Origin of the sequence: Moraxella sp. K02, assembly GCF_041154755.1 — a bacterium.
In the GTDB taxonomy this organism is placed as follows: Bacteria; Pseudomonadota; Gammaproteobacteria; order Pseudomonadales; family Moraxellaceae; genus Faucicola.
The window spans coordinates 1,174,227-1,198,126 of sequence record NZ_AP031590.1 but is presented as its reverse complement, the minus strand read 5'-3'; the positions used below and the strand labels follow the sequence as shown (position 1 = coordinate 1,198,126).

21 protein-coding genes are annotated in these 23,900 nt (G+C 44.7%); 4 read left to right on the top strand and 17 right to left on the bottom strand.

Going from position 1 to position 23,900, the window contains the following annotated elements:
- Positions 1-16 precede the first annotated feature (16 nt).
- The 4 genes from gyrA to ACAM39_RS05460 all read right to left on the bottom strand — a co-directional run bounded on the left by gyrA (position 17) and on the right by ACAM39_RS05460 (position 7,053).
- Complete coding sequence (gene gyrA / locus ACAM39_RS05475) at positions 17-2,830, bottom strand: DNA gyrase subunit A (protein ID WP_369628510.1); 2,814 nt, start codon at positions 2,828-2,830, stop codon at positions 17-19.
- A gap of 456 nt (positions 2,831-3,286) precedes the next feature.
- A complete protein-coding gene (locus ACAM39_RS05470; RefSeq protein ID WP_369628509.1) occupies positions 3,287-4,951 on the bottom strand; it encodes an alpha/beta hydrolase family protein in 1,665 nt (554 codons plus the stop codon).
- A 167-nt stretch (positions 4,952-5,118) separates the two neighbouring features.
- Positions 5,119-6,036 carry a CDP-diacylglycerol--serine O-phosphatidyltransferase gene (gene pssA / locus ACAM39_RS05465; protein WP_369628508.1) on the bottom strand — a complete coding sequence of 306 codons (918 nt, stop codon included), beginning with the start codon at positions 6,034-6,036 and terminating at the stop codon, positions 5,119-5,121.
- Positions 6,037-6,165: 129 nt separating this feature from the next.
- Positions 6,166-7,053, bottom strand: coding sequence for a 23S rRNA (adenine(2030)-N(6))-methyltransferase RlmJ (locus ACAM39_RS05460; RefSeq protein ID WP_007116651.1), 888 nt, complete (start codon positions 7,051-7,053; stop codon positions 6,166-6,168).
- Between the two features lie 133 nt (positions 7,054-7,186).
- Between ACAM39_RS05460 and ACAM39_RS05455 the strand changes: the two genes are divergently transcribed.
- On the top strand, positions 7,187-7,801 hold the full coding sequence (locus ACAM39_RS05455; RefSeq protein WP_369628507.1) for a 2OG-Fe(II) oxygenase: 615 nt from the start codon (positions 7,187-7,189) through the stop codon (positions 7,799-7,801).
- Here the strand turns inward: ACAM39_RS05455 and ACAM39_RS05450 are convergent.
- Positions 7,787-8,401: a LysE/ArgO family amino acid transporter gene (locus ACAM39_RS05450; RefSeq protein WP_369628506.1), complete on the bottom strand. Its 615-nt coding sequence runs from the start codon at positions 8,399-8,401 to the stop codon at positions 7,787-7,789. The two genes, ACAM39_RS05455 and ACAM39_RS05450, sit on opposite strands and share 15 nt — an antisense overlap.
- 220 nt (positions 8,402-8,621) lie before the next feature.
- On the opposite strand from ACAM39_RS05450, the gene dapE reads away from it, so the two are divergent.
- Positions 8,622-9,860, top strand: a complete 1,239-nt coding sequence (gene dapE, locus ACAM39_RS05445) for a succinyl-diaminopimelate desuccinylase (protein ID WP_369628505.1) — start codon at positions 8,622-8,624, stop codon at positions 9,858-9,860.
- Positions 9,861-9,889: 29 nt separating this feature from the next.
- Here the strand turns inward: dapE and iscX are convergent, their stop codons facing one another.
- The 6 genes from iscX to ACAM39_RS05415 form a co-directional block, all read right to left on the bottom strand.
- The gene (gene iscX, locus ACAM39_RS05440; RefSeq protein ID WP_007116656.1) at positions 9,890-10,090 is read right to left on the bottom strand and encodes a Fe-S cluster assembly protein IscX; all 201 of its coding nucleotides are present in this window, start codon (positions 10,088-10,090) and stop codon (positions 9,890-9,892) included.
- Between the two features lie 12 nt (positions 10,091-10,102).
- The gene (locus tag ACAM39_RS05435; RefSeq protein WP_369628504.1) at positions 10,103-10,615 is read right to left on the bottom strand and encodes an acyl-CoA thioesterase; all 513 of its coding nucleotides are present in this window, start codon (positions 10,613-10,615) and stop codon (positions 10,103-10,105) included.
- An 88-nt stretch (positions 10,616-10,703) separates the two neighbouring features.
- Positions 10,704-12,092, bottom strand: coding sequence for an NAD(P)(+) transhydrogenase (Re/Si-specific) subunit beta (locus ACAM39_RS05430; protein WP_095355761.1), 1,389 nt, complete (start codon positions 12,090-12,092; stop codon positions 10,704-10,706).
- 11 nt (positions 12,093-12,103) lie between these two features.
- Entirely contained in the window at positions 12,104-12,466 is a 363-nt protein-coding gene (locus ACAM39_RS05425) for a proton-translocating transhydrogenase family protein (protein WP_007116659.1), read from the bottom strand.
- 43 nt (positions 12,467-12,509) lie between these two features.
- Positions 12,510-13,631 (bottom strand): Re/Si-specific NAD(P)(+) transhydrogenase subunit alpha, encoded by a 1,122-nt coding sequence (locus ACAM39_RS05420; RefSeq protein WP_369628503.1) that lies wholly within the window; start codon positions 13,629-13,631, stop codon positions 12,510-12,512.
- A gap of 222 nt (positions 13,632-13,853) precedes the next feature.
- The gene (locus ACAM39_RS05415; RefSeq protein WP_369628502.1) at positions 13,854-14,903 is read right to left on the bottom strand and encodes a ribonuclease Z; all 1,050 of its coding nucleotides are present in this window, start codon (positions 14,901-14,903) and stop codon (positions 13,854-13,856) included.
- A gap of 380 nt (positions 14,904-15,283) precedes the next feature.
- Between ACAM39_RS05415 and ACAM39_RS05410 the strand changes: the two genes are divergently transcribed.
- Both ACAM39_RS05410 and ACAM39_RS05405 read left to right on the top strand, forming a co-directional pair.
- Entirely contained in the window at positions 15,284-15,565 is a 282-nt protein-coding gene (locus tag ACAM39_RS05410; protein WP_099808037.1) for a subtilase-type protease inhibitor, read from the top strand.
- A 156-nt stretch (positions 15,566-15,721) separates the two neighbouring features.
- Positions 15,722-17,392 (top strand): sigma 54-interacting transcriptional regulator, encoded by a 1,671-nt coding sequence (locus ACAM39_RS05405; protein ID WP_369628501.1) that lies wholly within the window; start codon positions 15,722-15,724, stop codon positions 17,390-17,392.
- On the opposite strand, the gene ACAM39_RS05400 is transcribed toward ACAM39_RS05405, so the two are convergent.
- The 6 genes from ACAM39_RS05400 to hisC all read right to left on the bottom strand — a co-directional run bounded on the left by ACAM39_RS05400 (position 17,389) and on the right by hisC (position 23,865).
- The gene (locus ACAM39_RS05400) at positions 17,389-17,937 is read right to left on the bottom strand and encodes a 2-amino-4-hydroxy-6-hydroxymethyldihydropteridine diphosphokinase (protein WP_369628500.1); all 549 of its coding nucleotides are present in this window, start codon (positions 17,935-17,937) and stop codon (positions 17,389-17,391) included. The genes ACAM39_RS05405 and ACAM39_RS05400 overlap by 4 nt on opposite strands.
- Before the next feature lie 40 nt (positions 17,938-17,977).
- Positions 17,978-18,505 (bottom strand): dihydroneopterin aldolase, encoded by a 528-nt coding sequence (gene folB / locus ACAM39_RS05395; protein ID WP_369628499.1) that lies wholly within the window; start codon positions 18,503-18,505, stop codon positions 17,978-17,980.
- An 11-nt stretch (positions 18,506-18,516) separates the two neighbouring features.
- Positions 18,517-19,500: an EamA family transporter RarD gene (gene rarD / locus ACAM39_RS05390; protein ID WP_369628498.1), complete on the bottom strand. Its 984-nt coding sequence runs from the start codon at positions 19,498-19,500 to the stop codon at positions 18,517-18,519.
- A gap of 125 nt (positions 19,501-19,625) precedes the next feature.
- Positions 19,626-21,860, bottom strand: coding sequence for a bifunctional prephenate dehydrogenase/3-phosphoshikimate 1-carboxyvinyltransferase (locus ACAM39_RS05385; protein ID WP_369628497.1), 2,235 nt, complete (start codon positions 21,858-21,860; stop codon positions 19,626-19,628).
- A complete protein-coding gene (locus ACAM39_RS05380; protein ID WP_369628496.1) occupies positions 21,861-22,775 on the bottom strand; it encodes a DMT family transporter in 915 nt (304 codons plus the stop codon).
- A gap of 4 nt (positions 22,776-22,779) precedes the next feature.
- Positions 22,780-23,865 carry a histidinol-phosphate transaminase gene (hisC, locus tag ACAM39_RS05375; RefSeq protein WP_369628495.1) on the bottom strand — a complete coding sequence of 362 codons (1,086 nt, stop codon included), beginning with the start codon at positions 23,863-23,865 and terminating at the stop codon, positions 22,780-22,782.
- Positions 23,866-23,900 lie beyond the last annotated feature (35 nt).

Here is a 23,900-nt window from a genome sequence, read left to right as displayed (position 1 = left end):
ATATCAAAGCTACAAATTAGTCATCTAACTGTTGTGCATCGGCTTCTAGTAAACCATCTTGCTGCAGCGCATCAGACAACTCGATGTTTTGTAAATCCGCGCTGTCTGGTAAATCAGTACCATCTTGCGCCATATTGTCAGACAATGCTGTCTCTAAACTCTCTTCGTCCAGCTCGTCTTCACTACCGCCTTCAACCAAAGCGATAGAAACCAATGATTCATCTTGTGAAATACGAATCAGGGTGACCCCTTGCGCATTACGACCTGTCTGCGCGATTTGTCCGACAGGTGTACGCACCAGCGTGCCGGCATCAGAAATCAGTACAATATCATCAGCATCGGTTACCGCTAATGCCTGCACCAGCTCGCCATTACGCGCCGTGGTTTTGATGGCGATAATACCTTTACCGCCACGACCTTTGACAGGGAAATCAGAGACAGGGGTACGTTTGCCAAAGCCACGCTCACAAGCACATAAAATCTCGCCTTGCTGTGGGGCAACAACCAACGACACCACACGGCTAACCGCAACGACACTGTCATTGTCTTGGTCATCTTGGCTATCGTCTTCAAGCTCGGTGTCGTCGTCTTCAATACCTTGATTGGCCAGTAGCGTCACCCGCATACCGCGTACCCCTTTTGCGGTACGACCCATCGCACGGATTTTACTTTCATTAAAGCGAATGGCTTTACCTTCATTAGAAAATAACATAATGTCTTGCTCGCCATCGGTAATGGCAACACCAATCAAGTTATCGCCGTCGTTGAGCTCAACAGCGCGAAGTCCGTTGGCGCGAAGGTTTTTAAATTGTGACAATTGGACGCGTTTTACCATACCCGATGCGGTTGCAAAGAACACATAGCTATTGTCATTTTGCTTGTCGTCTTCGGTCACGGGCAAGATGGCGGTGACTTTTTCATCGGCATCGAGTGCAATCAGATTGACCATCGGACGGCCACGCGAACCGCGGCTGGCCATAGGCACTTCAAACACTTGTAACCCAAATACACGGCCACGATCGGTAAAAATCATCACGTTGTTGTGTGTGGACGTGACCACCATATGGTCAATGACGTCGTCTGCTTTCATGGCAGTGGCTGACTTGCCTTTGCCACCGCGTTTTTGGGCGATGTAGTCGCTGATAGGCTGGGTTTTGGCATAGCCCGTGCGTGAAACAGTCAACACAACGGTTTGTTCAGGAATCAAATCTGCACGGCTAAAGTCACTGCGGCTATCGACGATTTGGGTTTTGCGCGCATCGCCAAAATCCTCACGAATTTGGATTAATTCGTCTTTGATTACTTGCATTAATTGCTCAAAGTTATCCAAAATGCTTTGTAATTGGGCAATGAGTGCCAAGATTTCTTTGAATTCTTGCTGTAGCTTGTCTTGCTCTAGCCCCGTTAAACGGTGCAGCTGCATATCCAAAATAGCATTGACTTGGTCAGGCGATAGACGATAATGTTGGTTGTTATCAATCAGTCCATATGGGGCGTTTAGGTCTTCGCCTTCAATCACATCAGGGCGAATCGAATGACTGCCTGCTGCCTCTAACATGGCAATCACGCCACCTGACTGCCAAGTATTGGTCAGTAAGTTATCGCGGGCTTCTTGGCGGTTTGCCGATGCCTTGATAGTATCAATAATACGGTCAATGTTGGCAAGGGCAATCGTTAGTCCTTCGAGCAAATGGCCACGCGCCTGCGCTTTTTTGAGTTCAAAAATAGTACGGCGAGTGACCACTTCTTGGCGGTGACGCACAAAGGCGGCAATCAAATCACGCAACGTCATGATTTTAGGTTGGCCTTCATCTAAGGCAACCATGTTAATGCTAAAACTTGATTCTAAAGGCGTTTGGATAAATAGGTTGTTAACGATGACTTCCGCGTTTTCACCACGTCTTAAGTCAATGGCGATACGCATCCCATCTTTATCTGACTCATCACGAATCTCGCTAATGCCTTCAAGTTTTTTATCGCGTACCAATTCTGCGATTTTTTCAATCAGTTTTGCTTTATTGGTTTGGTATGGAATCTCGGTAAATACAATACGCTCACGTTCTTTATTGGCGCCCGTTTCACTCATCGGTTCGATGTGATATTTGCCGCGCAAATGCAAGCGACCTTTACCGGTGCGATAAGCATCGACAATGCCTGAACGACCATAAATAATACCGCCTGTTGGGAAATCAGGACCGGTGATATGCTGCATGAGCATTTCACCAGAGATGTGCGGATCATCGGCATAGGCCAAACAGGCATTAATCACTTCGGTCAGATTATGTGGCGCCATATTGGTCGCCATACCCACCGCAATCCCTGTGGCACCATTGACCAGCAAATTTGGAATACGGGCTGGCATGACGCTTGGCATTTGCTCCGAGCCATCATAGTTTGGCTCCCAATCCACAGTGTCTTTATCCAAATCACCCAGCATTTGGTGAGTAAGTTTTTGCATGCGCACTTCGGTATAACGCATCGCTGCGGCAGGGTCATCATCCACTGAACCAAAATTACCTTGACCATCGATGAGCATATAGCGCATTGAGAACGGCTGCGCCAAACGCACAATCGCGTCATAAACTGCCGTATCGCCATGCGGGTGGTATTTACCGATAACATCACCGACCACACGCGCCGATTTTTTGTAAGGTTTGTTAAAGTCGTTTGATAATTCATGCATCGCGTATAACACACGGCGATGGACAGGTTTCAGCCCATCACGCACATCAGGTAAAGCACGGGAGACAATTACGCTCATGGCATAGTCGAGATAAGATTGTTTTAATTCATCGACGATGCCAATGGGGCTAACGGAATCGGTGGACATGCACGCTCCTTTTATCAAGCTACTTAAATATATGAGTCATCTTATTTATTTTACTTTTCAAGGCGATGCCTAAGCTAACAACCATGCGTTTAAAAGCAATGCGCAATTTTGACCAAAAGCTGCAAAAAACCCCAATCAAAAACTTCAGAAAAGTAACACAGATGACGTTATATTTTTAGGATAGTAAAAAGGAATAATTATAGCATAAAACGCATGATTTAGCAGTTAACTCACCGCCAAATGTCGACGGTAATGTCAAAATATCATGCTTTGACGGGTGTTATTTTACCCCCATGGTAAACTGCCCAAAATTAACCAGCTATCTTAATCAACTATTGTAATAATCTATAAAATAAACTGTCTAATGACAAAGCCTGTTGATAAACAGGCTTTGTTAAATGAGAATCAGTTAAGTGCATGTTGGTTAATTGGCTATAGCTTCAGGCTATCGCCAATTTAGAACTGACTAAACAATGTCTGTGCCACACCCATACAATACGGCGTGACTAAACCATGATATTGCATAGCGATGGCTTGTGATGGATTGCCCCCGTTGGCAGCCGCATTCGCTGCAATATTTTGCACTTTGCTAGCAAATCCTGCTTGCATTTTTTCTGATTGAGACTGGATGCTATTATTGTTAACGGTATCAAAACCTAACGTTTGATAAATCGGTTTTTGACGCGTGGCGCGATTGGTGACATCAATATCAATAATTCCCAACTTGGTCGCGCTAGTTTTATTAGTATCTGTATCCCATAGTTTTTTCATTAAGCTAGTATTTACGTCAAAGAATACCATCGGATCTTGGTTACCACCACACATAATGACAGGCATTGTGGGTAAATAGCCGCGCAAGTCATTGGCTTTTAACGCTTTACGTAGTGGATGTTCAGGCAGTGTGGCTGGCACTGGGCTATAGTTGGTATAACCTTGTAAATAAGGCACTGCCCAATCGACATTTTTTTGGGCATCTGCCAAGTACCCTAATCGGTAGTCATTTTTGACTAAATAATGCGTCGTGTCAAAACCAAAGCTAAATGCTGGGTCAGACGGTGATATCGCATCGAGCGTTGAATTGCCCGTTGGGGCTTTTTGAAACATCGCTGAGGCAGGCAATCTGCCACTTAAAATGAGTTGCATATCAGTCATACTGGTGCTAGGCAGTAGCGAGGGGATTTCATCGGCATTGGCTGGCGCAAACATGTCACTGGGTTTGGCATAAATATCGCCATACTGCTCTTGATAGTTGCGAGCCATCAGCGGGGCAAAAAACGTCGCACCGAGCATGACTTTGCCACCAAATACCACATCACCAAAGGCTTCCATGGCATAGGGTCCAGAAATTGGCAGTGCTGCTGTCACAGGTTCTTTGAGCGTTTCAAGATAGCGTGTGGTTGCCATAGTGACATAGCCACCTTGAGAATAACCTGTGATAAACAATTTGCCATTGTCAGCTACATTGGTTGCACTGCCCGTGCGGCGTACCACTTCCCTGCCTGCTTTTAACGCATCTGCCATCTCGTGTGACTGCTGCTGGGCATTGAGGTATGGATGATAAGCTAGGCTTGATTTGTCATAACCTGCGTAATTGGGTGAGACAACCACATAGCCCTGCCCTGCAAACAGAGCCGCTAACAATGTCGCGGCTGGTCCTGCTTCATTGTTGGCATTACCCACTTCTGCAAAATTATAGGCTTTGGTCGTTGCCGTACCGTGGGCATTGAGTACAATGGGTCGATTGCCACTACAGCTTGCATCCGTGCCTGTCGGAATAAACACAGCACCCGTCGCATCGGTCTTATTACCCTTGACATCAACAGTATCATATTGCATGTATTCTACACGCACACCACACTTGGGCGTGGCTGCAACTTGGCTAAAATCGGGATCTGTGGTATTAAATAACTGGGTTAAGGCGCTGGCGGTGAGATTTTTGGTCGTTAATGGATCTTTGATTAAATTACCTGTGGGCAGTGAAGCAACGCCTGTTTTTGCAGGTGGCGTTGTCGCAGAATCATTGTCGCTACCACAAGCGGCTAGAGTTGAGGCCAACCACACCGAGATAAAAATTTTGGTTAGGCTAAAAGTAGGGTGGATTAAATTAGACTTACCGTGCATCTCATACTCCTTATGAGGAAATTAATGGTTCATATCCTTGAACAACGCATCATGTTACCCAAAAAAAAACGGGCATGAAAACGATACGCTCATCATGCCAGTTTTTGTACTATTTGAACATCCGTTTCTAAAAAAAATTGCTACTGAAACAAAAACCTAAAGTAGCTCTAAACAGATTTGCGTTTAAACTTGCTCCAAACCGCAGTTACTGGGCCCGATAAGGCGTAAATCACGCTAATGGCGAGCAATCCTGCAGGAATATTATACAGCACGATACCGAGCGCGAACACAATCAAGATGAGTGCCACAAAGGGGACACGCTTTTTATCAAACTCTTTAAAGCTATAGTATTTTAAATTACTCACCATCAAAAAGCCGGCAATCACCACCCAAATGGCTGCCAAGATTTGAAAAGCGCGACTGGTCGCCGGCAATTCAACTTGCCAATCCATATGCACCATCACAAACGTCGTGACTAAAATAGCGGCTAACGGACTTGCTACCCCAACAAAGTATTTTTTATCAACGACACCAATTTGTACATTAAAACGCGCCAGTCTAAGCGCCGCACAAGCAGCATACACAAAGGCGCAAGCGATACCAATACGCCCCAACGGCTCTAACGCATAATGATAAATCAATAACGCAGGCGCAAGTCCAAACGCGATGCAGTCGGCTAGCGAGTCTAGCTGCTCGCCAAAGGGACTTTGTGCATTGAACAGCCTTGCCGCCCGACCATCTAACCCATCTAGCAATGCCGAGATAAAAATCGCCACACAGGCACGCATGTAATGCCCTTCCCCCAACGCGCTTTGGGTAATCGAATAAAATGCCGCAAGCAGCGACAATAGCGTAAATGAATTGGGAATTAAATAAACGCCTTTTTGCGCAATCGTTTTGTCAGCGACACGCGCATTTTCAATGACTTCAAAGGTCAGCCCATCATAGTCATCGGTTTCTGCCAATTCACGGTTACGCTGATGCTCAAGCTGAATTGGATTGATATGCTGAGCCGGTGGCGGCTGTTTGGATGGGTCGATGGGCGTTTTGATAAGGGTTGGTTGGTTATTATTATCGTTATTCATTGATTATCCTTGCAGGTTGTCTCTTGCAGGTCGTCTATAATAAATCGTCTGTTGCTAGGTGCATCAAGCTCGGTAAAAAATTGCGAAATTTGGCGGGTTTGATGACCAGTTAACCCGCCAAGTGTGGCATTATTCGCCAACCAACCACTGTACTTTGGTACGCTGTTCCACGCTCATTTGTGGGCTTTCAGGATGCTGCAAAATTGGCTGTAAATATTGCAAAATCTCTTCAGCTTTAGCATCAAATTGCCACGGTGGGTTAATCACCAACATACCCGTCCCATTTAAGCCCATCGGCAAATCAGGGGGAAAAATATTCAGCTCAAGCACCAACTGACGGCGGATTTCGGTGCGTTTCATTTTTTTATAAAACAGCTCAACCGCATCGTTATTTTTGATGGGGTACCAAAGAGCCAACACCCCGGTTGACCATTTTTTATGCGCTTTGACCAACAAATCTACCAATGCGCTAAAATCACGATGTTCCTGTTCAAAGGGGGGATCGATTAAAATCAACCCGCGTTTTTCTTGGGGTGGTAATACCGCCAAAATCCCTTCATAGGCGTTACGATGTTGCACGCCAATCGGCAATTGGTGCAGTTGGTAGTTGAGCGCATCAAACTCGCTGGCTTTCCATTCAAACGCTTCGGCGCGATTGTTAATCTCTGGGTGAGCGTCTTGTTGTTTTTCGATGTGATGGGCAATAAACCAAGGCGAACCTGGATACACATGCTTATCATAGAATTTTTTGGCGTAGCCAATATCTTGTAGATAAGTTTGCACCGCCTGTGGCGCTTGGCTATTATCTTGCGCCAGTAGTTTGGTAATACCATGGATGGCTTCACCCGTTTTTTTGGCTTCATCACTGGCCAGTGAATACAAACCGCGCCCACCATACGCATCCAAAATATAATAAGGTTTTGGCTTGGCGCTCATCATCTCAAGTAATTGGAGTAATAAAACGTGTTTTACCACATCAGCGAAGTTGCCTGCGTGGTAGCTGTGTTGATAATTCATAATAAATTTTTCGTAAACAAATTAGCAGGTATGGTAGCATAGCTATCAAAAATTGGCGAAGTTTTTGCTAGAAGTTTTTGCTAAAAATTGCCCAGTTAAATGTTTAAACAATGCTGGAGGAAACACAGCGCACATGCCAGAGTTGAATTTTATCCTGCCCAACTGGTTTGAAAAAATAAACGACGCACAGCTTGACGGTTTGGTTAATGACGGGTTTATCGTGCTAGATGACTGTTTTGACGTCAAATTTTTTCGGGCGTTACAAAAAGAGAGTGGCTTGATTGATTACCAAGCGGCCAATTTGACGCAGGGTGAGCGAATCACTAGCATTCGCGGGGATAGCACCCGCTGGATTGATGAGCACTGTCCGATGGGTATTCAGTATCTACAAGCGATTAATGAGCTCGCGCAATTTTTTAATCAAACCTTATACACAGGCATTCGCCGTAGTGAAGCCCACTATGCCCGCTACCCTGCAGGGTTTGGTTATCAGTGGCATTCAGACAATCCGCAAGGACGTGATGAACGTGTGTTATCGGCAGTTTTTTATCTCAATGAGAGTTGGGGCGCGCACGATGGCGGTGAAATTGTCGTCATCGACCAACATGACACACAGCAACAATTACAGCCGCAAGGTAACAGATTGGTGATTTTTAATAGTAACTTAGTCCATCAAGTCGCAATCACCCATCGTCAACGCTTTTCCATTGCCACTTGGATGAGAAAAGATGGGCTAATTAGCCAGTAATAAACTTGCCGCAATCACCCACATCACAACCCCGATGAGGATATCAAGAATTTTCCAAGACAGTGGTTTGGCAAATAGCGGCTGCAGCACACGCGCACCATAACCCAAACTAAAAAAGAAGATAAACGAAGATAAAATTGCGCCCAATGCAAACGCCAGTTTATCAGTAACCTGTGACGCAATCGTCCCAAGCAAAATCACCGTATCTAAATACACATGGGGATTGAGCCAAGTAAACGCCAAGCACATGGCAATCACTTGTTTTAAATTACCAACGTCTTCACCCTGCGCCACGAGCGATTGGTTTGATTGATAAGCCGCAATAAAACTTCGAGCACCATACACAATTAAAAACAACGCCCCTGCGTATTTGGCAATGGTGATAATCAGCGGAAATTGCGAAATCAGCTTGCCAAAGCCAAACACGCCACCGGTAATCAACACCGCATCGGATAACGCGCAAATCAAACACACGATAAAGACAAATTGTTGTTTTAGCCCTTGTTTAAGCACAAACGCATTCTGCGCCCCAATCGCCAAAATCAGAGAAAAGCACACGCTCATGCCCATGAAAAAAGTAGAGAGATTCATCGGTACCACAGGTCCCCAGTAACATTCGCAAAAAACACAAAAAAAGCACAGTGAGAAAAAAGTACAGTAAGAAAAAAAGCATAGCGAGAAAAAAGTACAGTGAGAAAAAAAGCGTATTGTAGCCAAAATCCTGAGCGATTGCGAACAATGCGACGCGCTAAGGCGCTAATTTATGCTAATATGCAGCGCAAATAAGCGAGATTTTTGAGAGATTTTTAAGGAAACGACAATGACTGATTATGCCAGTAACGCCACTGATTTAGACCACCTTCAAGCGCAAACCTTAGCACTAAGTTTACAGCTGATGCGCGAGCCATCAGTGACGCCGACTGACCTTAACTGTCAAAATATACTGGCTGAGCGGCTTAACCACCTCGGCTTTGATTGTGAGTTTTTATACTTTGGTGAAAAAGGCGCAACAGGACGCGAAGCAGAAGTCAAAAATTTATGGGCAATTCGTCAAGGTCGTGGGCAGGCGCAGGCGCCCGTATTATGTTTTGCAGGCCATACCGATGTCGTGCCCACGGGGGATGTCAGCCAATGGACTTATCCGCCATTTGAGCCTACTATCAAAGATGGTATACTGTATGGGCGTGGTGCCGCAGACATGAAAACAGCGATTGCGGCATTTACTGTCGCTGTTGAAAATTTTGTCGCCAAGCACCCCAATCATCACGGCTCAATTGCTTTGTTAATTACCGCTGATGAAGAAGGTCCTTCAATCAACGGTACAGTCAAAGTGGTTGAAACATTGCAATCGCGCAACCAACCAATCACCTATTGCTTGATTGGCGAACCCTCTAGTACTCACAGCTTGGGCGATATCATCAAAAATGGTCGCCGTGGCTCGCTCGGCGCCGTTTTGACGGTGACCGGCAAACAAGGCCATGTTGCCTACCCGCATTTGGCAGTGAACCCTATTCATTATGCTTTACCAGCCCTGTCCGAGCTTTGTAACCAAACTTGGGACAATGGCAATGCGTATTTTCCCGCCACCACCCTGCAAATCTCCAACCTTAATGCAGGCACTGGGGCTAACAATGTGATTCCTGCAACGTTAAGCGCCGAGTTTAATTTTCGTTTTTCAACTGAGACCAACGATGAGAAACTTAAAGCAACCACTCATGCGATTTTTGATAAGCATTTTCAAGACAGTGCAGCCAGTTATCACATCGATTGGAAATTATCGGGCAACCCATTTTTGACGCCGCAAGGCAAACTCGTCGGCGCCTGTCAATCCGCGATTAAAGCCGTGACAGGGACAGATACACAGCTTTCAACCACAGGCGGCACCTCAGATGGTCGTTTTATCGCAACCTTGAACGTTGACAATAGGTCGCCTGAAGTGGTTGAGCTTGGCGTGCGTAATGCCACCATCCACCAGATTGATGAGTGTGTAGCAGTCGAAGATTTGGGTAAACTTGCCGCAATTTATGAGCAAATACTACAAAACTTGCTGTTAGACTAAATGCTGTTAAGCCAAATATTGCCTTCAGCTTAATCTAGTTCGTCTAGCCAAGCCATTTGAATCGCTTCTAGTTGTTTTTCAGTCGATTTGGTTGGGTCATCGCCAAATTCTTCCAACTGCGTCACATACCGATGCAAATCGGTAAAACGAATATATTGCACGTCTTCATCAGGGTATTTTTCAGAAAGTTGAATGGCAATTTCTAACGTGTCGTTCCATTTGAGGGACATATTTTTCTCCAGTTATTTGATGGGGGTGAGTTTTTTGATTTCGTTAAGATTGTCTTGCCAAGTTTTGATGACAGGATGGGTTTGTTCGTCTTGTTGTACAATGACGCGGGTCGGTTGCACTTGCCCATCTAGCATCAATACAATTTTGGTCAGTGCCACCACATTTAAGTCATTTTTCACCCAAAACTCGTGGCGAAAATACAGGTATTTTTTATCCCAAGCCAATAATTGACTGCGAAGCGTCAATTTATCAAACACAAAGCTTTCTTTGATGTAGGTTAATTGTTGCGATGCAATCACCCAACCTAGCTTGTCCGTTGGGCGTTGCTGCATCAGCCACTGTTGGATGTTAAGCTCAATAAAGCTTAAGTAGCGATAATTAGGCACATGATTACGAAACCCCATATCATGCGGCAAAATCCGGTAGTGGCGGATAATCGCATCGCTGTAGCTTGGTTTGGATGACTTTGCTTTATCGGATTTTAGCATCAAGCATAATATAAGATAACGAATTAATAAATTCATAAATTTTCCTTGTGATATCCGCCTGATTATAGCAAATAAAAAACCCTGACTAAACTGATTAGTCAGGGTTGATTAAAGTTACAAAAACTTAGTGACCTGTGCCATTGATATGGCGAATCATGTCTTCCACCACTTTTTTGGCATCGCCAAAGATCATCATGGTTTTATCCATGTAGAACAAGCTATTATCAAGACCTGCGTAGCCGGCACTCATTGAGCGTTTGATGACCATCACGGTTTGCGCTTTGTTTGCTTCAAGAATCGGCATACCAAAGATCGGTGAGTTTGGATCGTCTTTTGCCGCTGGGTTGACCACGTCATTGGCACCGATAATCAGCACAACGTCCGTACCGGCAAAGTCCGAGTTGATTTCATCCATTTCTAAGATGTCTTCATACGGTACATCCGCTTCAGCCAATAGTACGTTCATATGACCTGGCATACGACCTGCCACGGGGTGAATCGCAAAACGCACGTCCACGCCTTCTTCTTTAAGCATTTCATAAAGCTCTTTTACCGCATTTTGCGCACGGCCTTGCGCCATACCATAACCTGGCACAATGACGACACTGCTAGAGTTTTCCATCATAAAGGCAGCATCTTCAGGTGAGCCTGTACGGTAAGTTTTCGGTCCCGTATCTTCTTCTGTCGCAGCGGCTGAGCTGCTTGACATACCGCCAAACAATACGTTGAGCAGTGAACGATTCATGGCTTTACACATAATGTAAGACAAAATCGCCCCAGATGAACCTACCAGCGACCCTGCGATAATCAGCATTGAGTTGCCTAGGGTAAAACCGATACCGGCTGCCGCCCACCCAGAGAATGAGTTTAGTAGCGATACCACCACAGGCATATCACCGCCACCAATCGGTGCAATCCACATCCAGCCAAAAATAATAGCCAGGATGGTCATGGCATAAAACGCTGGCATGGATTGGGTGGTGAAATACATAATACCAAATGCTAGCATCGCGATGAACAATAGCGCTTGGACAGGTTTTACCCAAGTGCCTTTAAGCGTCTTTGCCCAGCTTTTTGCCGCCAACTTACCAAAAGCAAACATTGACGCTGAGAAGGTAATTGCACCAATAAAACAGCCCACAAACAACTCAAACCGCGCGATGGTGCTATGCTCGACGCCTGTATGCAATACGCTCGCTAGTGCGATGGCAACTGCCGATAGACCGACTAAAGAGTGCATCAAAGCCACGGTTTCTGGCATTTGCGTCATAGCGACAGTGCGTGCTTTCCAAGTACCGACCACAGCACCTAGCACCATCGCGCCAACAATTAATACAAACACCGGACTGGGTGCCAAGAAAAAGGTGGTAATAATAGCAATCGCCATACCTATCATACCGAATCGGTTGCCACGGATGGCGGTTTTTGGGCTTGATAAACCCCGTAAGGTTAAAATAAATAGCACCGCACCAATCAAATAAAACCAATCCGCATGTTGGGCGACCCAATTCAAATTCTCATTCATCAAGCATTTCCTTCTTTGTTTGGCTCAGCTTTGGCTTTTTTATCTTTTGATTTAAACATCGCAAGCATACGTTCCGTCACCGCAAAACCACCAAAAATATTGATGCTGGCTAGAAATACCGCAAACGCCCCCAATAAGCTGGTTGGGGTAAACATATTGCCATCGATGCTGACGGTCTGCAGCATGGCACCGACGATGACGATACTGGATAAGGCATTGGTCACCGCCATGAGTGGGGTATGAAGTGCAGGTGTTACCCCCCAAACCACGTAATAACCCACAAAAATAGCCAAAACAAAGATACTAAAGATTGCCACAAATGGGGTGGCAGATGTCGCAGACGCTAATAGGGTCAATAACATAAAACCTCCTAACCTCGATAGGTAAAATTAAATGAAAATTAGGTTAGCGACTGGCTAACAATACTTGACCTTGGCTAGTAACCAGCAAGGCTTTTTGGATTTCATCTTCTGGATTGAGCGCAAACACTTTATTGTCATCCATCAAGGTTGCAAAAAAGTTATATAAATTATTGGCATACAATGCCGATGACTGCGCCGCCAAGGTCGATGGAATATTGGGCACACCCATGATGGTGACACCATTTGGGGTAATGATATTTTGTCCAACCACTGAGCCTTCCACGTTACCGCCTGTTTCCACGGCCATATCGAGTAAAATTGAGCCAGATTTCATTCTATCGATGGTAGCTTGGTGGATCAAACGCGGGGCATTGCGACCCGGAATTTGAGCCGTGGTAATCACAATATCTGCTTGGCTGACTGCTTTATCGACAACCGCGGCTTGGTCTTTGATATATTGCTCAGACGGTGTCCAGGCATAGCCGCCTGTGTCTTTGGCTTTGGCTTTTTCTTCATCGCTCATGGGGACATCGAGCCATTTACCACCCACTGACTCCACTTGATCACGCACGGTGGGACGTAAGTCACTGGCTTCTACAACAGCACCCAAACGACGAGCGGTGGCAATCGCTTGCAGACCCGCGACGCCCACGCCTAGGATGACAATACGTGCAGGTTTCACCGTACCTGCCGATGTCATAAACATGGGGAAAGGACGACCAAACTGGTTGGCAGCCAAAATCACCGCTTTATAACCTGCCAAGTTGGCTTGGGATGACAGCACATCCATGTTCTGTGCTCGCGACAAAGTTCGCGGCAATAGCTCCATGGCATACACTTTGGCATGGCGATTGGCATAGTCCTGCAAATTGGCATTACGATACGGATTCATCATGCCGATAACAATCGCTTCTTGTTTTAGCTGGTTGATTTTTTCAATCGGTAAGCTATTGACCGTGAGCACCACATCACTTGTTGAGATCGCATCATCAACAATTTGCGCCCCTGCTTGTTCCAATGCATCATTGGTAATAAACGAACCTTTACCCGCATCACGTTCGACCACAATACTGTGACCCAACTTGATGAACTTTTTGATGGTATCGGGGGTAATCGCAATCCGATTTTCATATAATGCAGTCTCTTTTGGTACACCAATTTGCATACACTCTCCTCAAGCGGTTCGGTTGGATTCTCAATCCATAACTGACGATTAGCTTAGACAGTTATAAATTAAAAAAATGATAATTAAATTACCATAAATATAATTAATTATGCAAAATAAGTCTACGCGGGATAACAAGTAAATCTGACTGACGCGTATAAAAAAAAGTTATCAATAAAAATTTTTACAAAATTTTCTTTTAACAAGATAGCTTTCTGAGGGTCAGTTTATTTGCATAGGGCGCTTTTTAACGTTGCCATTGTCGATTTCAAATACATCAAAATCTTGCGCAAGCCAGAAGTTACCTTGATAACTGGCAGCCACTTCCGCGCGAATATGTGACATATTCAAAGTTTTGTTGCTAGGTTTATCAACAGGTTGAAAGCGTGCGCTAAAATGGGTCAAAATCAGGTTTTTTAATTGTGACAGCTGCGCAAACTCAGCTACTTGCTTGGCGGTTGAATGCATGGGGTCAAAATAATGAGTGGCTACTTTTCGTTTATCAGCGATTGCTTGGGTATAGGTCGCCTCGTGTACTAGCACATCGGTATCTGATATGGCATCGGCTAATAGCTCAGGTGAGTCATTGTCGCCTGCGACTATCAGCACGGTTTTATGCAGCGTGGTGGTGACAAAATCCGCGGATTTTAGCAAGGTGTTATCATCTAGATTGACGTCAATACCGTATTTAAGCTTTCCCCATAGCCGTTTATCTAGCACGTTAAGCTCGGTGAGTTTTTCGGTCAATAAGGTTTTTTTGGACAGTTGCTGGGTGAATTTAAAGGCATGGCTAGGGATACGGTGTGATAGCGCAATCACATCAATTTGTAACTGATGGTCGTCTGTCAAATCCAACGTGACAGGTTGGTAACTATCCCCCTGCACTCTATTTTCAATGGCGATAAAATGAATGTCAAAACTTATCATCAGCGCTGTCGTAGCTTGCACGGCGGCAAGATAATCGGCAATGGCTTGCGGGGCGATAAGGGTTAATGGGTGCTTGCGTCCACTCATCGCCATACTAGCCAGTAACCCTGGCAAGCCATAACAGTGGTCGCCATGCACATGGGTGATACAAATCAACGCTAGCTGCATCACGGACAACGGGGTTTTGAGTAATTGATGTTGCGTGGCTTCCCCACAGTCCACCAATATCCAAGGGACATTTTTTGATTTGCTATAAGGATTGATGAGAGATACAGCAAGCGCGGTGACGTTGCGGTGTTTGGTGGGTATCCCTGCAGATGTGCCCAAAAAAGTGAGTGTTAACATGATTGCCTCTTGATCAAACGAGTGTTACATCGTTATAGTGAACATTTATCAATTTAACTATAAAATAAAATGCGCTAACAAATTTGACAACAACTTTTGACTGGGCAATGACTTCAACGCATCCTTTTAGCCCCTAGCCCCTAGCCTTTAACCATTAGCCCTGTACTTGTTGATAGGCGGATTTGGGGCGTGCTTTATTACAGGTGCAACGGCTGGCGCATGGCTTTACCCGTTTACGTTTTAAAAATTTGGTAACAGATAATAGCAATAATAATTTGGCAAGCGGGTTATTATTGAAGATGATTTCACTGAGTTTTGGTATACTCAGTGCGACTTGTATCACTTCTTATATCACCTACTGAACACAATAAGGAAATGCTATGTTCAAGTTTTTTACCCCATTATGCTTCTCATTAAGTTTATTTGGCTGCCAAGCTGTTAGCCCAGCTCAGCAAAACCCCCAACCTATGCCTCAGCCAATTAAGAAACCTGAGATGATGTGCACCATGCAATATGATCCTGTCTGCGTCAAAACTATCAATAATGGCATCGTCCGCTATCAAACCTATGGCAACGCTTGTATGGCAAATAATGGCGTCAATGCTATGGACAAGACCATGAGTGTCACCAAAGGTGCTTGTGAGTCAGAGACTAGCAAATAACTGAGTTAGTAAGTGATTGGCTAGCAAATAGCTGGGCTATCATAATTTAGCCCGACATAACGTCGCACTAGCTTGTTTGCCATAGCTTACTGACGATAAAACAAGCGAAGTGTTATAATCCCTCTAATTACTTTGTGTTAAAGGTTTTGCATCTGTATGTCATTAGCGCTGATTATTGATGATGAAGTAGATTTGTGTCGCTTGATGCAGATGACACTTAAAAAAATGGGCATTGAATCCAAAGTCGCCTATGACTATGCCACTGGCGTCAGCCATCTTCAAACGTATAATTTTGATTTTTGCTTAACCGATCTCAAACTTCCTGATGGGACAGGACTAGATATCGTTAAATTTATCAGTAAAAATTATGCCAAAACCCCCGTGGCAGTGATTACCGCCCACGGTAGTATGGATTTGGCGATTGAAGCGTTAAAATTGGGGGCGTTTGATTTTGTCAACAAGCCGCTTGAGCTGTCGCGGCTGCGCCAGTTGGTCGAAAATGCCTTGAAGGTGGCGGAAAATGCCAACAAACTCAATTGTAAAGAAGTCTATGATCCTTTCAGCAATCGCTTAATCGGACAATCTAACGCCATTGCCCAGCTCAAAACCACCATCCAAAAATTGGCGCGTAGCCAAGCGCCCGTATTTTTGTGGGGAGAATCAGGCACTGGTAAAGAAGTCGTTGCCAAGCTGATTCATGATTTAAGCCCGCGCTGCTCTGCCAATTTTGTGCCTGTTAACTGCGGCGCCATCCCATCAGAGTTGATGGAAAGCGAGTTCTTTGGGCACAAAAAAGGCAGTTTTACTGGCGCTACCGCAGATAAAGAAGGGTTATTCCAACAAGCGAATGGCGGTACGCTATTTTTGGATGAAGTAGCGGATTTGCCGATTTCCATGCAAGTCAAATTATTACGCGCGATTCAAGAAAAGAAAATTCGCCCCATTGGTAGTGCCCAAGAAATTGCCGTGGATGTGCGTCTTTTATCCGCTACCCATAAAAATTTGGCTAAGCTTGTCGAAACGGGTGAATTTAGACAAGATTTATATTATCGCATCAACGTGATTGAAGTAAAATTACCAAGCCTCAATGAACGGCGTGATGATATTTTACTGTTAGCCAATCATTTTATTTCTTTGATTGCAGAAGATTGGGGACTATCGCAGCCACTGACATTATCGAATGAAGCCGCTGTTCAATTGGCAAACCATCACTTTGCAGGCAACGTGCGTGAATTAAGAAATATCTTAGAGCGGGCGATTACTCTAGCTGATGATAATGTGATTGAAGCCCATCATTTGAATTTGCCATTATCAGCCGCCAACGTACCGCCTGAAACCATAGAAACCCCCAATCAATCCATCTTATCAACACCGAGTCAACCGAGCGCGCCAAAAGTTGCGCCCTTAGCCGAGCCTAAATCCGCCGCAAGCAGCCCCATCAATACTTCCTATAGCAGCAACTTGTTTGCAAGTGGTTATAAAGTCAAACCCAATATTCAACTTACGCCCACACCGACCCAATCCAACCATGAAGCGTTAACCCATGAATCGTTAACTTTAGATGCGCCGATAGGGGGTATCAATGCGCCTAATTTAGCCCAGCCCTCTGCTGAAGAAGGTCAACTGCCTGCCGAAGGGCTGGAAGAATATTTGATGAATCAAGAACGCAAAGTCATTATCGCAGCACTCAACTGCAGTGGCTGGAATCGCACCCAAGCCGCTAAACTATTAAATACAACATTTCGCTCACTGCGCTACCGTATGAAAAAATTGGGCATTGATAGTGGCAGTGATATTAATAGTGATAGTGACAGCGATGAGGATTAAAAACTTCGGATAAAGGACAAATCGATATTTTTTGATAAATCTACTATCCCTACTTGGTCATAACAAGCTAGTGGAAAGCGCCGGCGGATGCCTAACCACTGGTTTGCTGATTTAGCAAATAGCACGAATCGATTGCCTTTTTCATCGAGGCTTTGGTCGATATTGTCAATTTGATGCAGGCATTTTACCGCAATGATATCAATGTCTAACGTGACAGCCGGTTTTTGGTACAGACGTCTGTCTTGTTGCTGTTCAAACTTCTTGGTGAGTTGTAACCACTGCCAATAATCTATGGGCTGCGCAAAGTCTAAATAAGCCACTTGGTTAAAATAAACCGCTGTATTGGATGTTTGCTTGTTTAAGTCATCGTGTAAATTGTTATCACTACAAGTATCTTCACTACTATGAATCGCGCTGAGGGTCAAAGTGCCAAAGTTTTGCAGCCAGTCTTTGGCTTTTTGTAAATAATAAGGTTGTTTGACATTACTGGCTAACGACAAAACACAGGCTTTGATGACTATGACATCACGCGGTGGTACACTCATACTCAAATGCTCAAATAAACATACTTTTTGCTTAGGCTAATTAATTTTGCTGAAAACGGGTAATTTTAACACCGACACTATCGGCTTGTTTGATGGCGGTAGGTTTGTGAATCGTCACTGTGACTTTTTCTGGGGCAAATTCTACCAAAATCATCTCAGCAACCAATTGCGCTAACCGCTCTAACAGCGCGACTCTATTGGCAATGCTCACTTCAGCCACGCGCTCACTGACACTTTTATAATTGATGGCATCTTGAATATTATCAGTCTGCGATGCTTGGTATTGACAGCCCACCATTTCAATATCAAAAATCAACGGTTGGGTTATTTGCTGCTCCCACTCATACACGCCAATCACGGCATCGACTTTGAGACCCCTCACAAATACCGTATCTGTTGAATTACCTGTCAGTTTGACTGGCTGATTGTTGGACTTTTCGTTTGCAATCGCATGTAAGGCATCCGCCGCTGAATATAGTGATTCATGCATGGTTTTTTGTGTGGGGGCTTGCGTGGTGCTGTGGGGGGTTTCAAGCTTAGTTTGTTGGGTGGTTTCTGGTGTGGTCATTTTTACTCTCGTTAGGTATTTCGTTGTTTAATTAAATCATAACTAAAAAATACCAACCCTGTCCAAATAAAGGCAAAGGTAATCAATTTATAAATGTTAAAAGGCTCATGATACAAGAATATCGCCAATAAAAAAATCATGGATGGGGTCAAATAATTTAAAAAGCTTAATAAACTAAAGTTGACCATTTTGGTGGCTTTATTAAACATTAAGAGCGGTATCAAGGTCACAGGCCCTGCAATCATCAATAAAAAAATTGATGGCGACAGCCAAAAATCTAACTGACTACTAGCAACATCATGCATAGCAAACCAACCAATAAAGATAGGTACCAATAGCGCGGTTTCGATAAACATCGCAGACAGCGCGTCAAGCGGGGTATGGCGATGCATTAAACCATATACAGAAAAGCTACTCGCCAACACTAACGATACCCATGGCAATTTACCCAGCACGACCAACTGAATCGCCACGCCTATCGCTGCCAAAATCACTGCCATCCATTGCAAAGGACGCAGTTTCTCTTTGATGACCACAAGGGATAGTAAAATACCCATCAACGGACCAATATAATAGCCCAAACTGGCTTCCAAAATCTGATCATGATTGACCGCCCACACGTACACCAGCCAATTGACCGAGATAATCGTCCCCGAAACGGCAGTATAAAGTAGCCATTTTGGGTTGGCTTGAATCACTTTTAACCAGTGCCAGTTTTTGGTCACTGTCATGATTAGTAAAATCGTGACAAACGTCCAAATAATTCGATGCCCAATGATTTCAATCGCATCATACTCTTTGAGTAGCTTAAAATACAGCGGGAAAAAACCCCAAATTAAAAAAGCCACCAGTGCGGTCAACACGCCTTTGGGGGTGGTTACTACGGTTGGTTTTTCATGGTCAGTAATATCAACGGTACGGGTCGGAATGTCACTATTGATGATATCAATGGTTTGATTTTGGGGGATGTGATTTTCGGGGATTTGATTTTTCATTAACACAACGATAAATTTTATTTTTTATAAAAAAGCGAAAACTAAGAAAGTCATAGTCTATCTTAGTTTTCATGTCATCCATGTAAAGACTTGCGAAAGTGATACAAGTTTAGCTCAACTAGGGTTTAGTCAGTCACTACTTTAACTTGTAATCCTGCACTATTGACCAGTTCAGCAAAGTTGGGGAAGCTGGTATTGACCGTCTCGGTACCATGAATGGTAATCGTATCACTCGCGCGCAAACTTGCCACAGTAAAACTCATGGCAATGCGATGGTCATGGTGACATTCAATCTCACCACCACCAAACACCTGTGCCACATCACCGTGACCTTCAATTTCAATGCCATCATCGAGTACGGTACAGGCAATTCCTAAGGTTTTTAGCCCATCTGCCATCACTTGAATACGGTCAGACTCTTTAACGCGTAATTCAGCTGCGCCATGCAACACGGTTTTACCCGTGGCACAACTTGCTGCCACAAACAGCACAGGGAATTCATCAATGGCGAGTGGCACCAAGTGCTCAGGAATCTCAATACCTTGCAATTTTGAAGATTTCACCACAATATCGGCAACTGGCTCACCGCCAACAGTGGTTTCATTGGTCAATGTCAAATCAGCGCCCATCAGCTTTAAGATATCAATCACGCCGGTGCGCGTGGGATTGATGCCCACTTTGTTGATGGTCACATTGCCTTGTTGGGCGATGGCGCCTGCGACCATAAAAAATGCCGCGGATGAGATATCAGCAGGCACTGCGATATCACATGCCGTTAATTCGCCGCCCCCTGTCACACTAATTTGATTGCCATTGTGCGCTTTTGACACTGTTACAGGATAACCAAATGCCGTCAGCATGCGCTCGGTGTGATCGCGCGTCACTTCTGGCTCAATCACTGTGGTAGTGCCTTGTGCCCATAGCCCTGCTAGCAGCAAACACGATTTGACCTGCGCTGATGCCATCGGCATTTCATAGCGGATACCTGTTAAAGTTTGATTGCCGGTGATGCTAATCGGCGGTGTGCCTTTTTCGCCCGTGGTTTGGATTTTGGCACCCATCTCACGCAGAGGCTTGGCGACGCGTTCCATGGGACGTTTGGATAAACTCGGGTCACCCGTCATCACCGAATCAAATTTTTGTGCTGATAAAATACCTGATAACAAGCGCATACTGGTGCCTGAATTACCCATGTATAGCGGATCATGCGAGGGTTTTAACCCATGTAATCCAACCCCATGAATCACTACCCTGCCCTGATTAGGACCTTCAATCACTACGCCCATATCACGAAAGGCTTGCAAAGTAGCGAGTGCGTCTTCACCTTCCAAAAACCCTGTCACCGTGGTGGTGCCTTTGGCTAACGAACCAAACATAATTGAACGGTGAGAGATAGACTTGTCACCTGCGACGGTGTGACTGCCTTCAAATTGTTGCGCTGGGGCGATAACGTAAGTTTGCTTCATGGCTTGTTTTTCCAAATAAGGCGTTTTATTTAACATGTGTCCAAAATGTTGTCGGGCGGCTTGGGCTTGGGTCAATATACCCAGCATCTGCTCAGAATCATTGGTCTCAATAATTGCTTTCAACTGACTTAACTGCTCACTAAATTCATCAATGGCATCGAGTAGCGCGGTTTTATTGGCATAAAAAATATCATGCCACATGGTTGGGTCGCTGGCTGCGATACGGGTAAAATCCCGAAAGCCACCCGCCGCGAAACGAAAAATATCCATATTGTCGTTATGCTTGGCTAATTGCGCGACTAAATTGTAGGCGAGCAAGTGGGGTAAATGACTGGTACGCGCGAGCACCTTATCATGATAATCCGCTGACATGGTTACCACTTCTGCGCCAGTCCGCGACCATAGCGCAATCACTTTTTTAACCGCTTGTTTGCTAGTGGTGTCTAGGGGCGTTAAGATAATTTTATGGTTATCAAATAGTTTGGCATTACGCGCATCAATCCCTGATTTTTCTGCCCCTGCAATCGGATGGGCTGGCACAAAACCTTTTGGCATATCCTCACCAAACACCGCGCTGGCATCTGCAATGATATTGCCTTTGGTACTGCCCACATCCATGATAATGGTTTTATCGGTAATAAAGGGTTTGATTTGTTCAAAAATTTTTTTGACCGCCTGTACTGGCGTGGCTATTACCACCAAATCTGCCCCTTGCACCGCAAGGGCAGCATCATCAAACCCTGCATCAAGCAGCCCGTATTTGATACCTTTGTCAATGGTTGATTGTGAACGGCTGACCGCCACAATTGATTTGGCCAATTTTTTATCACGCATGGCTTGTGCCAAACTTGCGCCGATGAGCCCTAGCCCAATAAAACACACTTTTTCAAACATTTAACTTACCGATTTTTTATAATTTGCTAAAAAGACTGCCAATGCAATCAAAATCCCACCGAAAATAGTGCTGATGGTTATTGTTTCACCCAATAAAACCACGCCCAACAATACCGCAATGAGCGGAATAAAATAAATATACAGCGAGGTTTTTACCACGCCCAAATGCTTATTGGCATTGGTCCACAACACAAAACACAAGGCAGAAGCGATACCCCCTAAAAACAGCAAATTTGCCAGATTGATGGGCGTAAACGCGTGAAGGTTGATAAAGGCTTCACCTGTCACCAGCATATACAGTGACGCGGTGATTATGCCATACAAAAGCACTTTACGCATGCGTACCATCGGGCTTAGTTCATCTTTAATAGCACTGTTAGCAAACCCAAAGAACGACCACGCCAACCCACTTAATATCGCCAAAATATTACCTAGCATGCCATTGGTTAAACTCATCGGCTGATTCGCCAGCACCAACGCCACGCCAACCAATGCTATCACACAGGCAATCAACAGCAACTTGCTAAAGGTATGCGTTTTAATGATAAAACTGGCAATCAGCACCGTAAATAACGGAGATGCTGTGACTAGCAGCGCCGCATTACTGCTATAGGTATATAGCAATGCGGTATTTTCTAGCAAAAAATACAAGGTGATACCGCACAGCCCCGACAAAAAATACAACACTTCGTTTTTTGCACTACTAAAGGTTTGCAGTCTAGGTGACATGGCAAACAATAACACATAGGCAAATACCGACCGATACAGCAAAATCTGAATGGGTGACATATCCGCCAGCAGCACCTTGGTGCTTGCTAACGTTGTTCCCCAAACGATGACCACAAATAACGCTAAAAAATGCCAAAATACGTCACGATTTTTTTCTAACTTTTTTTCTAACTTTTTTTCTAACATCGGCTCAGCTCAATACCTGCGCCAACGTATCTAAAAAACGGTTGATTTCTTCAGGCAAACCCACACTCACGCGTATCCAAGCTGGCAGACCGTAACCAACCATCGGTCGCACCACCACACCTTGCTCAATCAATGATTGATAGATATCCATGCCATCGCCGACATTGACCATCACAAAGTTGGTGGCTGATTTGACATAGACGACACCTAAGCTATCCAAGCCATCATACAAGGCTTGTTTTTGCTCATGGTTAAACGCCAAATATTGATTAATAAAATGTTGGTCTTTAATTGCTGCTGTGGCGGCGGCATGCGCCAATGTACTGGTATTAAACGACTGGCGCGTATAATTTAAAATCTCGGCAATGCTTGCGCTGCTTACGGCATAACCAATGCGCAAGGCTGCCAGTCCATAAGCTTTGGAAAAACTACGTAGCACAATGACATTGTCATATTCTTGGGTCAAATCTACACAGCTGAGCGTTAGTACAAATTCGATGTAAGCCTCATCAATCACCACCAACACCTCCGATGGCACTTTTTTGATGAATTTAACCAGGTCATCTTTGGCGAGCACGGTGCCTGTGGGGTTGTTGGGATTGGTGATAATCACCATTTTACAATTGGCAGTTTGATTGACCGTCTCAAGCATCGCAGGCAAATCATGAGCAAAATTTTTGGCAGCGACTTGTTGGGTTCGCTCATTGATACCCAAAGACGCCAATTCGTAATCCGAAAACGCGTATTGAGAATACACAATCACATCATCGCCATCAGCAAAGCTTGCGGTAATGTTATTGAGTAATTCATTAGAGCCATTACCCAACACAATTTGTTTTGTTTCGCAGCCCAAAAAATCGGCTAAGGCTTGTTTAAGCCCCTGCCCTGCACCATCGGGATAACGCGATAATTCGCCCAGTTTTGACGTGATTGCCAAGGTCACGTGTGGCGAGCAGCCCGTTGGGTTTTCATTGCTCGCCAATTTGACGATGTCACCCAAGCCATACTCACGGGTCAGCTCTTCATTGGATTTATCCATTTCATAAGCTTTTAACTGCTCAATACTGTGATTGACCGATTGGATCGTCATATCAAAACCTTTAGTTGATGATTGATACTGATAAA

What these genes read in the sequence shown, in the direction of transcription:
- ACAM39_RS05455 (WP_369628507.1), top strand. Translation starts at nt 7,187, where the DNA reads ATGCCAGAGTTGAATTTTATCCTGCCCAACTGGTTTGAAAAAATAAAC.
- ACAM39_RS05415 (WP_369628502.1), bottom strand. Translation starts at nt 14,903, where the DNA reads ATGTTAACACTCACTTTTTTGGGCACATCTGCAGGGATACCCACCAAA.
- folB (WP_369628499.1), bottom strand. Translation starts at nt 18,505, where the DNA reads ATGACCACACCAGAAACCACCCAACAAACTAAGCTTGAAACCCCCCAC.
- ACAM39_RS05425 (WP_007116659.1), bottom strand. Translation starts at nt 12,466, where the DNA reads ATGTTATTGACCCTATTAGCGTCTGCGACATCTGCCACCCCATTTGTG.
- pssA (WP_369628508.1), bottom strand. Translation starts at nt 6,036, where the DNA reads ATGAATAACGATAATAATAACCAACCAACCCTTATCAAAACGCCCATC.
- rarD (WP_369628498.1), bottom strand. Translation starts at nt 19,500, where the DNA reads ATGAAAAATCAAATCCCCGAAAATCACATCCCCCAAAATCAAACCATT.
- ACAM39_RS05435 (WP_369628504.1), bottom strand. Translation starts at nt 10,615, where the DNA reads ATGAATTTATTAATTCGTTATCTTATATTATGCTTGATGCTAAAATCC.
- gyrA (WP_369628510.1), bottom strand. Translation starts at nt 2,830, where the DNA reads ATGTCCACCGATTCCGTTAGCCCCATTGGCATCGTCGATGAATTAAAA.
- ACAM39_RS05420 (WP_369628503.1), bottom strand. Translation starts at nt 13,631, where the DNA reads ATGCAAATTGGTGTACCAAAAGAGACTGCATTATATGAAAATCGGATT.
- ACAM39_RS05400 (WP_369628500.1), bottom strand. Translation starts at nt 17,937, where the DNA reads ATGAGTGTACCACCGCGTGATGTCATAGTCATCAAAGCCTGTGTTTTG.
- ACAM39_RS05405 (WP_369628501.1), top strand. Translation starts at nt 15,722, where the DNA reads ATGTCATTAGCGCTGATTATTGATGATGAAGTAGATTTGTGTCGCTTG.
- hisC (WP_369628495.1), bottom strand. Translation starts at nt 23,865, where the DNA reads ATGACGATCCAATCGGTCAATCACAGTATTGAGCAGTTAAAAGCTTAT.
- dapE (WP_369628505.1), top strand. Translation starts at nt 8,622, where the DNA reads ATGACTGATTATGCCAGTAACGCCACTGATTTAGACCACCTTCAAGCG.
- ACAM39_RS05460 (WP_007116651.1), bottom strand. Translation starts at nt 7,053, where the DNA reads ATGAATTATCAACACAGCTACCACGCAGGCAACTTCGCTGATGTGGTA.
- iscX (WP_007116656.1), bottom strand. Translation starts at nt 10,090, where the DNA reads ATGTCCCTCAAATGGAACGACACGTTAGAAATTGCCATTCAACTTTCT.
- ACAM39_RS05380 (WP_369628496.1), bottom strand. Translation starts at nt 22,775, where the DNA reads ATGTTAGAAAAAAAGTTAGAAAAAAAGTTAGAAAAAAATCGTGACGTA.
- ACAM39_RS05385 (WP_369628497.1), bottom strand. Translation starts at nt 21,860, where the DNA reads ATGTTTGAAAAAGTGTGTTTTATTGGGCTAGGGCTCATCGGCGCAAGT.
- ACAM39_RS05410 (WP_099808037.1), top strand. Translation starts at nt 15,284, where the DNA reads ATGTTCAAGTTTTTTACCCCATTATGCTTCTCATTAAGTTTATTTGGC.
- ACAM39_RS05470 (WP_369628509.1), bottom strand. Translation starts at nt 4,951, where the DNA reads ATGCACGGTAAGTCTAATTTAATCCACCCTACTTTTAGCCTAACCAAA.